Annotated in this window: 10 protein-coding genes; 9 read left to right on the top strand and 1 reads right to left on the bottom strand. The window is 69.5% G+C overall.

Translation table 11 applies throughout. The annotated features are described in order from the left end of the window. Window positions 1-227 precede the first annotated feature (227 nt). Window positions 228-887 (top strand): TetR/AcrR family transcriptional regulator, encoded by a 660-nt coding sequence (locus tag VF665_RS04755; protein WP_331052267.1) that lies wholly within the window; start codon window positions 228-230, stop codon window positions 885-887. Window positions 888-924: 37 nt separating this feature from the next. Beyond that, on the top strand, window positions 925-1,728 hold the full coding sequence (locus VF665_RS04760) for an SDR family oxidoreductase (RefSeq protein WP_331052268.1): 804 nt from the start codon (window positions 925-927) through the stop codon (window positions 1,726-1,728). 141 nt (window positions 1,729-1,869) lie between these two features. Here VF665_RS04760 and VF665_RS04765 read toward each other — a convergent pair whose 3' ends face one another. After that, on the bottom strand, window positions 1,870-2,199 hold the full coding sequence (locus VF665_RS04765; protein WP_331052269.1) for a hypothetical protein: 330 nt from the start codon (window positions 2,197-2,199) through the stop codon (window positions 1,870-1,872). A gap of 193 nt (window positions 2,200-2,392) precedes the next feature. Here VF665_RS04765 and VF665_RS04770 point away from each other — a divergent pair, with 193 nt between their 5' ends. From VF665_RS04770 to VF665_RS04800, 7 genes are all read left to right on the top strand, one after another. Continuing rightward, window positions 2,393-3,901 (top strand): hypothetical protein, encoded by a 1,509-nt coding sequence (locus tag VF665_RS04770; protein WP_331052270.1) that lies wholly within the window; start codon window positions 2,393-2,395, stop codon window positions 3,899-3,901. Window positions 3,902-4,001: 100 nt separating this feature from the next. Beyond that, window positions 4,002-4,808, top strand: coding sequence for an enoyl-CoA hydratase-related protein (locus tag VF665_RS04775; protein ID WP_331052271.1), 807 nt, complete (start codon window positions 4,002-4,004; stop codon window positions 4,806-4,808). A 556-nt stretch (window positions 4,809-5,364) separates the two neighbouring features. Further along, window positions 5,365-5,898, top strand: a complete 534-nt coding sequence (locus VF665_RS04780; protein WP_331052272.1) for a methylated-DNA--[protein]-cysteine S-methyltransferase — start codon at window positions 5,365-5,367, stop codon at window positions 5,896-5,898. Between the two features lie 75 nt (window positions 5,899-5,973). Further along, the gene (locus VF665_RS04785; protein ID WP_331052273.1) at window positions 5,974-6,672 is read left to right on the top strand and encodes a hypothetical protein; all 699 of its coding nucleotides are present in this window, start codon (window positions 5,974-5,976) and stop codon (window positions 6,670-6,672) included. Then, window positions 6,654-7,046: a DUF5615 family PIN-like protein gene (locus tag VF665_RS04790; RefSeq protein ID WP_331052274.1), complete on the top strand. Its 393-nt coding sequence runs from the start codon at window positions 6,654-6,656 to the stop codon at window positions 7,044-7,046. The genes VF665_RS04785 and VF665_RS04790 overlap by 19 nt, the downstream gene beginning before the upstream one ends. A 39-nt stretch (window positions 7,047-7,085) precedes the next feature. Beyond that, the gene (gene recF / locus VF665_RS04795; protein ID WP_331052275.1) at window positions 7,086-8,213 is read left to right on the top strand and encodes a DNA replication/repair protein RecF; all 1,128 of its coding nucleotides are present in this window, start codon (window positions 7,086-7,088) and stop codon (window positions 8,211-8,213) included. Window positions 8,214-8,387: 174 nt separating this feature from the next. Beyond that, window positions 8,388-8,702 (top strand): DUF721 domain-containing protein, encoded by a 315-nt coding sequence (locus VF665_RS04800; RefSeq protein ID WP_331052276.1) that lies wholly within the window; start codon window positions 8,388-8,390, stop codon window positions 8,700-8,702. Window positions 8,703-8,844 lie beyond the last annotated feature (142 nt).

The raw sequence follows: 8,844 nt of genomic DNA on the forward strand, positions 1-8,844 counted from the left end.
GTTCGAGCGGCGGATTCATCCGCTCAACGATGGACGAAAGCCCGCCGTCAACACCCGCCCCCTCCGCCCCCGTGCAGGTGAAGTCTCCCCGTCTGTTTGGGGAGACTTTCCGCCTTTGTTGCGGCGAATTCATTCGCTCAGCCTCCCCCACATCATCCCCGTTGACAAATGACCGTGAGTCATCTATCCTATATCTGACCCTCAGTCAGTAACAAAATAGGCGGGCGATGCGCAGGGCACGAAGCGACGAGGCCAAGGCGGAGCGGCGGCAGGAGATCCTGAACACCGCCCGCGACATGTACGAGGCGGAACCCTCCTTTCCGGCGTTCACCATGGCGGCGCTGGCCGGGCGCGCGGGGCTCGCCAAGGGCACGCTGTACCTGTACTTCCGCACCAAGGAAGAGCTGTTCCTGGCACTGCTGGACCGCCTGTTCGAGGACTGGTTCGACGACGTGGACGCGCGGCTCGGCGGTGGCGGGGAATGGACGCCCACGCAGGCCGCCGACGCCCTCGCCGCCTCCGTCCGCGGTCGCGAAACGCTTGCCCGGCTGCTCAGCATCCTCCCCACGGTGGTGGAGCACAACGTGGACTTCGACGCGGCGCTGCGCTTCAAGCAGCGGTCGCTGCAGCGCGCGGCGGGAACGGGCGCGCTGCTGGAGCGGCGGCTCGGGTGGATGAAGCCCGGCGAGGGCGCGCGCTTTCTGGTGCACCTGCACGCGCTGGTCATCGGCGTGTGGCAGCTCGCGGAACCGAGCGCCGTCATCCGCCGGGTGATGGAGCGGCCGGAGATGGAGCCGGCGCGGGTGGATTTTGAGCGGGACCTGCGGCGCATTCTGGCGTCGCTGCTGATGGGAATGCGGGCGGAGGCGGCCGGCGCGGCCTCCTGATCACATGACAACCTCTTCTACGACTCCGGAGGGAGCGATGGCGGATAAGGGAACGGCGCTGGTCACGGGCGCATCGGGCGGGATCGGGGCGGAACTGGCGGAGCGCTTTGCCCGCGACGGATGGGACGTCATCCTGGTGGCGCGGAGCCGCGAAGGGCTGCAGCGCGTGGGCGAGGCGCTTTCCGCCAAGTACGGCGTGCGCCACCACGTGATCCCCGCGGACCTCACGGACCCCGCCGCGCCGCAGACGCTGTTCGACTCCGTCGCCGGCCTGGGCCTCACCGTGGACGCGCTGGTGAACAACGCGGGCTTCGGGCTGGCGGGGACGTTCGTGGATGTCGGCGAAGGGGAGCCTACCGCGCTCGCCCGCGAACTGGAGATGCTGCAGGTGAACGTGGTCGCGCTCACCCACCTCTCCAAGCTGTTCCTCCCCGGTATGGTGGAGCGCAAGCGCGGGTTCGTGATGAACGTGGCCTCCACCGCCGCCTTTCAGCCCGGGCCGCTCATGGCCGTGTACTACGCCAGCAAGGCGTACGTGCTCAGCTTCAGCGAGGCGCTTTCGGTGGAGCTGGACGGCACCGGCGTGACGGTCACCGCTCTGTGCCCGGGCGCCACCCGCACCGAGTTCCAGGTCGCGGCGGGGATGGAGAACTCGCGCCTGTTCCGCGGCGGCCAGGTGATGACGGCCGGCGAGGTGGCCGACGCGGGGTACGCGGCCATGCGCGCCGGCAAGCCCGTCGTGATCACCGGCGCGGCTAACCGGGTGATGGCCTTCAGCACGCGCCTGATCCCCCGGCGCATGGCCGCCCGCGTCGCCAAGATGGCGCAGCAGAACGCCTGATTGCGTGCTTCGGCTGACCGCCCGAACTGCACTCAAGCGGAGGGCGCGGCGGAAGTGTGGGGGAGAACAACGACGGCCCCGGCGAGAGCAGTCTCGCCGGGGCCGTCGTTGTTCAGGGAGCGGATGATGCTCCGGCGGGGCTCAGAAGATCAGCGCGACGGTGAACGTGTCGTTCAGGTCCGTGAGCGTCGTCGCGTTGTTGGCGGTAATCTCGAGCGTGGTTTCGCCGATTTCCCCATTCACCGCAAAGAAGCCGGTGGGAAACGCCATGTGCGTTCCGTTCACGTTCGCGTACATCTGCACCGTGCCGATCGTGGTGGCGTGAATGCTCAGCTTCACGGAAACGGTGCTGTTGGCGGACGGGCTCCATGCCGAACCCGACAGCGCGACCATCACCGTCTCGCTGCTGGGCCACATCACGGTGGTCTTGATGGGAAGGGGGCCGGCCTGACTGAGGACTACCTGTGACATGGTGCATCTCCGTCTCGAGGGGGTGAACTGCCCCGCAACGGTACAGCCCCGGGTGCCCCGAACCTAGAACTTTCTTTGGATTGTGCGCCCTTTCAACGGGAAGGTTGCAATGGGGCGAGACTGGCGCGATTGTCTCTGGGCGAAAAGATTGAACAGGGTTGATGCACAACCGTCGCCCGCGCCCTTTCTGCCGATGACCGCCGAACTGAAGTCCGCCGTTCCCGACCTGCGCGTCGTGGCCGCCAACGAGGCCGAGGTGCGCGCGGACGGCGAGTACGTGCTGTACTGGATGGTGATGGCCCGGCGCACGCACGACAGCTACGCGCTGGACCGCGCCATCGAGTGGGCGCGCGCGCTGGGAAAGCCGCTCGTGGTGTTGGAAGCGCTTCGCGTCGCGTATCCCTGGGCGTCGGACCGCTTCCACCGCTTCGCCATCGACGCCATGGCCGACAACGCGGCGCGGTTCGCCAAGGCGGGCGTGACGCATCACCCGTACGTGGAGCCGTCGCCCGGCGCGGGAAGCGGGTTGCTGGAGGCGCTCGCCGCGCGCGCCTGCGTCGTGGTTACCGACGAGTTCCCGGACTTCTTTCTCCCCCGCATGCTCGCTGCCACGGCGCCGCGCCTTCCCGTGCGGGGGGAGGCCATCGACGGAAACGGGATCCTGCCGCTGCGCGCCGCGCCCAAGGCGTTTTCGCACGCCCACCACTTCCGCCGCTTCATTCAGCGCGAACTTCGCCCGCACCTGGGCCGCGCGCCGGTCGCGGATCCCTTGCGCAGGCTGGACCTGCCGCGGCTCGCGGCGCTGCCCAGGGACATCCTCAAACGCTGGCCCGCGGCGTCCGCGGACCTGCTCGCCGGCAAGCCGGGCTCGCTCGACGCGTTCCCCATCGACCACGGCGTGCCGGCGGTGGACTTTCGCGGCGGGCCGGAGCACGGGCGAAAGGTGCTGGCCAGCTTTGTGAGCGACCGGCTGCAGCGGTACGCGGCGGACCGCAACCAGCCGCAGGTGGCGGCGGCGAGCGGATTGTCGCCGTATCTGCACTGGGGATTCGTGTCGCCGCACCAGGTGCTGCGCGACGTGCTGAACGCGGAGGGATGGTCGCCGGAGCGGCTGGGCGACAAGCCCACGGGCAAGCGCGAGGGATGGTGGGGCGTGAGCCCCAACGGCGAGGCGTTCCTGGAAGAGTTCATCACCTGGCGCGAACTGTCGTACAACACGGCGTTCCGCGTGGCGGGGCACGACGAATACGATTCGCTCCCCGCCTGGGCGCTGGCGACGCTGAAGAAGCACGGCGGCGACGCGCGCGCGGACCTGTTCACCCGCGACCAGCTGGACGCGGGGCACAGCTACGACCGGCTTTGGAACGCCACGCAGGGACAGCTTCGCGCGGAGGGGCGCATCCACAACTATCTCCGCATCGTATGGGGCAAGCGGTTCCTGGAGTGGACCCGCACCCCCCGGGAGGCCGTGGAGTGGATGCTCCACATCAACAACCGCTGGGCGCTGGACGGGCGCAATCCCAACTCCGCCAGCGGCATCTTCTGGTGCATGGGGCGCTACGACCGGGCCTGGGGGCCGGAGCGGCCGGTGTACGGCACGGTGCGCTACGTCTCGTCCACCAACACCGCTCGCAAGGTGCGCGTGGGCGACTACATCGAGCGGTACGAGCCGCGGGACGCGCCCACCCGCCCGGCCGGCTGAGCGCGCCGCCCCTCTCGCACGACGGCCCGCGCGCGCGTACCTTGTGCCCGCAGAAGGGCCCACGCACTCACGCACCCAGCACTCACGCACCGTCCCTGTCATGGCCGACTACCAGAACGTCCAGCTCGAGGTCCAGGACCGCATCGCCACGCTGTCCGTCAACCGTCCTGACAAGCTGAACGCGCTCAACGAGCAGACCATCCGCGAGCTGGGCCAGGCGATGGAGGAGATCGCCGGGCGCGACGACGTGGGCGGCGTGATTCTGACCGGCGTGGGCGAGAAGGGCTTCGTGGCCGGGGCCGACATCGCCGAACTCGCCAAGATGGGCCCCGTGGACGGCATCGAGGTGAGCCGGCTGGGGCAGCGCGTGTTCCGGCAGATCGAGCTTTCGCGCAAGCCGGTCCTGGCGGCGGTGAACGGGTTCGCGCTGGGCGGCGGGTGCGAGCTGGCGCTGGCCTGCCACCTCCGCATCGCGAGCGAGAACGCGCAGTTCGGGCTTCCCGAGGTCAAGCTGGGCATCATTCCCGGCTACGGTGGCACCCTGCGCCTGCCGCGCATCGTCGGCAAGGGCCGCGCGCTGGAGCTCATGCTGACCGCGCAGTTCATCAAGGCCGACGAGGCGTACCGCATCGGCCTTGTGAACCGCGTGGTGCGCAAGCCGGAAGAGGGATCGCAGAAGGACGCGCTGATGCAGGAGGCGCGGGCGATGATGGGTGTCATTCTCGCCAACGGCCCGATTGCGCTGGGCCTCGCCATCGAATGCACCACGCGCGGGATGGAGATGTCGGTGGATGACGGGCTGGCGCTGGAGAGCAACCTGTTCGGCCTGCTGGCGGCCACCAGCGACATGCGCGAGGGGATGACGGCGTTCCTGGAAAAGCGGACCGCCGCGTTCACGGGCAGGTAGGCGCGGAGACGATCGGGCGCCGCCCGCTCTCGGCGGCGCCTCTTCGGGACGGCAAGCCGCGGCAGGGCAACCCGATACAGCACAAAACGCTGTCATCCCGTTGACCGAGCGTGTTGAGAAACTCGCTTGCGGGAGCGCCTCGGCCTGTGCGTGTCATTCTGAGGGAGGCGCCGCGCGGGCCAACAGCGTGCTCACACTCTGGCGCCGACCGAAGAATTCCGCCACGCAGCATCCGGCACACAACGGGTGGCGCGGCGTGCGATCAAGTCCGCGGGCGCCGCGAGAAGTTGCGATCACGCCGCGCGGGACAGCGGCGCCCCGGATGCTTCGGTCCGGGATCCTTCAGTCGCACAGGGTGCTGCGAGGCGGATGGTGTGGTGCCATGCTCCTTCAGGATGACGCCGCGATGCCGAGGCGAGTGGCCAGCCGGGTTCTCGGTAGACTGGTAGGATGACCCGCGTGGCACGTCGTGCCTGGTGTGAGCACCAGACCACGGCACGGCCGCCGCGCGCCACCGGCGTGTCGCGCAAACGTTCGTAGCAGGGAGTTGCGGTTGATGACGATGACGCACAGGCGCCAGTTCGAGCCGTCGTCGGCGGTGCGGCGGCTGCTGCTGGCCTCGCCGGTGGGGCCGCTGTTCATCGAGTACGATGACCAGGTGCTGCGGCGCATCCACTACTGGCCGCAGGGCTCGCATCCGCCGGCCGGCACGCGGATGGAGCCCACGCGCGACGATCCCATGGGGTGGAAGATCGCCGGGCAGCTGCGCGAGTATTTCGCCGGAACGCGCCGCGATTTCGATCTTCCGGTGGCGCCGGAGGGCACGGAGTTCCGCCTGCGCGTCTGGCAGGCGCTTTGCGAGATTCCCTTTGGGCAGACGAGGACGTACGGCCAGGTGGCGGACGCGATCGAGTGCCGCGCCGCGCGCGCCATCGGGCAGGCCAACCGCAACAATCCGCTGCCGATCGTGATTCCCTGCCATCGCGTGGTGGCCACCGGCGGAATCGGCGGCTACGCGGGCGAGGGCGGCGAGGGCAAGAGCCTGGACACCAAGCGCTGGCTCCTCCGCCACGAAGGCGTGGAGGTCTGAGCCACCAGCCGACAATCTTTTGCGGGTCGCGGTTTCGGGTTATCTTTGGCCCCGTATTCAACGCCGGAGATCCGCATGCTCGGAACAGGCATCTACTCACCCGCCGACGCCGCGGCGCTGCTGAAAGCCCCTCCGCAGGAAGTGCGGCGCTGGGCGTTCGGCTACTCGCGCGTGCGTGCGGGAACGAGCGTGACGTACGACCCGCTGATCCGCACGGAGCTGCCGGAGCTGGACGGGCAGCGGGCGCTGACCTTTGTGGAACTGGTCGAACTGATGTTCATCAAGGGGTTCCGCAAGGCCGGAGCCCCGTGGAAGGAGATTCACGAGGCCGCGCGCGTCGCCGCCCGCATCCTGAACACGGACCACCCGTTCGCGATGCGCACGTTCTTCGCGGACCCGGGCGGCATCTACGCCATGCTGGACGAGGCGGAAGGGGGCGAATCGCTGGTGCGCCTGGTGGGCCACGGCCAGCACGCTTTCACGTCCATCGTGAAGCCGTACCTGGGGCAGCTGGAGTTCGATCCGCTGGAGACCCCCACGCGCTGGTGGCCGCTGGGCAAGGAAGCGCGCGTGGTGCTGGACCCGCTGGTCTCCTTCGGCGCGCCGGTGCTGGCGGACGTGGGAGTTCCCACCGCCACCCTGGCCGACGTATACCAGGCGGAGCGGGAGTACGCGGGCAATGACGCGCTGCGCCGGGTCGCGTGGCTGTACACCATCCCCGAGCGCCAGGTGCAGCTCGCGGTGGAGTTCGAGCAGTGGCGGCGCGCGGCGTAACGCTGCTGTTTGACGCACACATGCCGCCCGGGCTGGTGGATGCACTGACCAGCCTGGGCGAGTCCGTGCAGCACGTCAACAAGATCTTTGCCCCCGGCACCCCGGACGAAACGTGGATCCGCCATGCCGGCGAGCGGGAATGGTGCATCCTGTCGCGCGACGTCCGCATCACGCGGAACGGGCACGAGGCCGCGGCGCTGCGGGCGTACCAGGTAGGCGCCTTCTTTCTGCTCCCCGGAAAGCACTCGCCCCGGCTGTGCCAGACCATTCAGACGGTCATCAAGCACTGGCCTGAGATCAAGCGCATCGCCGCCGCCGAGCCCCGTCCGTTCCAGTACGAGGTAGGCGAGCGCAGCGTAAAGCGCCTCCGCTGAACGTTTTTTGCACTCCGCTTCCCCCTCCCGCACCGCCCTTTGTTCCTCTCCCGCCTGCACCTTCGCAACTACCGCAACTTCGCCGAGCAGGTGGTGGAGTTTCCGCCGCAGGGCGCGGCGCTGGTGGGCGACAACGGGCAGGGGAAGACCAACCTGCTGGAAGCGATCTACTACCTGGAGATCTTTCGCTCCTTTCGCGGCGCCCCCGATGAGCAGCTGGTGCGCTTTGGCGAGGAGGTGTTCCGCGCGGAGGCCCGCCTGTCCGACGGCGCGGGCGCGGAGCGCACCGTGGCCGCCGCGTTCGACCGGAGGGCGCGCAAGAAGAAGGTGGCGCTGAACGGGGCCGAGCCGGAGCGGCTGGGCGACGCGCTGGGGCAGGTGGGCGCGGTCATCTTCAGCCCGTCGGACGTGGAGATCGTGGCGGGCGGGCCGGGCGGGCGGCGGCGCTTTCTGGACATCGTCCTGTCCCTCGCGCAGCCGGGCTACCTGGCTGCCCTGCAGCGCTACCGGCAGGCGCTCTTTCAGCGCAACACGCTGCTGCGAAAGGGGAGCGCCCGCGCGCTGGTGGAGGTGTGGGACGCCGGGCTGGTCCTCTCCGGCAGCCGGGTGATCGCGGCGCGGCGTGCCTGGGTGGCGGCGCACGCGGAAAGCTTCTCCGCGCACTACGCCCGGGTGGCGGGCGGGCAGCCCGGGCGGCTGGGGTACGCGCCCTCCGCGCCGGAGATGGCGGAGGCGCAAGGCGAGGCGCAGGTGGCGGAGGCCTTTCGCGACGCCCTGGTGCGCGCCGCGGACCGCGAGCAGCGGCGCGGAATGACGCTGGTGGGCCCGCATCGCGACGACCTGCGCTTCACCACGCCGGGCGCGGACGGCGCCGTGCTGGAGCTGCGCACCTACGGCTCCGGGGGGCAGCAGCGCACCGGCGCCATCGCGCTGCGGATGGTGGAGGCGGAGACCATCCACGAGGCGCGCGGCCGCCAGCCGCTCATCCTGCTGGACGACGTGTTCGCCGAGCTGGACCCCGGCCGCTCGCAGCGCATCATCGACTGGATTGAAACAGAGGAGGGCGGGCAGGTGATCCTCACCTCTCCCAAGCCCACCGACTTTCACGTCCGGGGCGACACCCTCCCCCGCTGGGGCATTCGCGACGGCGTCCTGCTGCAGGACTGACGCGCCCGCGGCGGTGACGACGACGCCTCTCGCGCACCGGTGCGGGAGGCGTCGTGCGTTGGCGGGCGTGGCGGGGCGAGACACGTTCCGGCCTCCCCGGGATGGTTTCGCGCGTGCCGTCGGGATGGTAGATTCACCGGTCCACCCGCTGTGCCCGCCCGCTGCTTCGCTGCCGTGACCCGTCGCGATCCCAACGCTGGAAACCCCCAGGCCGTAGGCGACCTGCTGGCGCGCTACCTGGTGCGCAGCGGCCTCGGTCCCAAGGTGGAGGCGGCGTCCATCATTCCCGAGTGGGAGGAGCGCGTGGGCCCCGCCATTGCCGCCGTCACCGAGCCGCTGCGCGTGTCCGAGGGCACGCTGATCGTGGCCGTGCGCACCTCGGCGTGGCTGATGGAGCTGAACATGATGAAGTCCGACCTGATGCGGCACGTGAACGCCGGCAAGACGGACGGGCGGATCAAGCAGATCGTGTTCGTGATGGGGGGGTGAGAAAACTGAAGTGCGGGAGTGCTGGGTGCGGGAGTGCGGAGGGGAAGTGCTCAGTGCTCAGGTTCAAGTGCCTAGAGAAAGGCGCGGAGCCTTTCCCCTCCCCAACTCCTGCCCTTGGCACTGGGCACTGGGCACTGGGCAC

The organism is Longimicrobium sp., assembly GCF_036387355.1.
Taxonomy (GTDB): domain Bacteria; phylum Gemmatimonadota; class Gemmatimonadetes; order Longimicrobiales; family Longimicrobiaceae; genus Longimicrobium.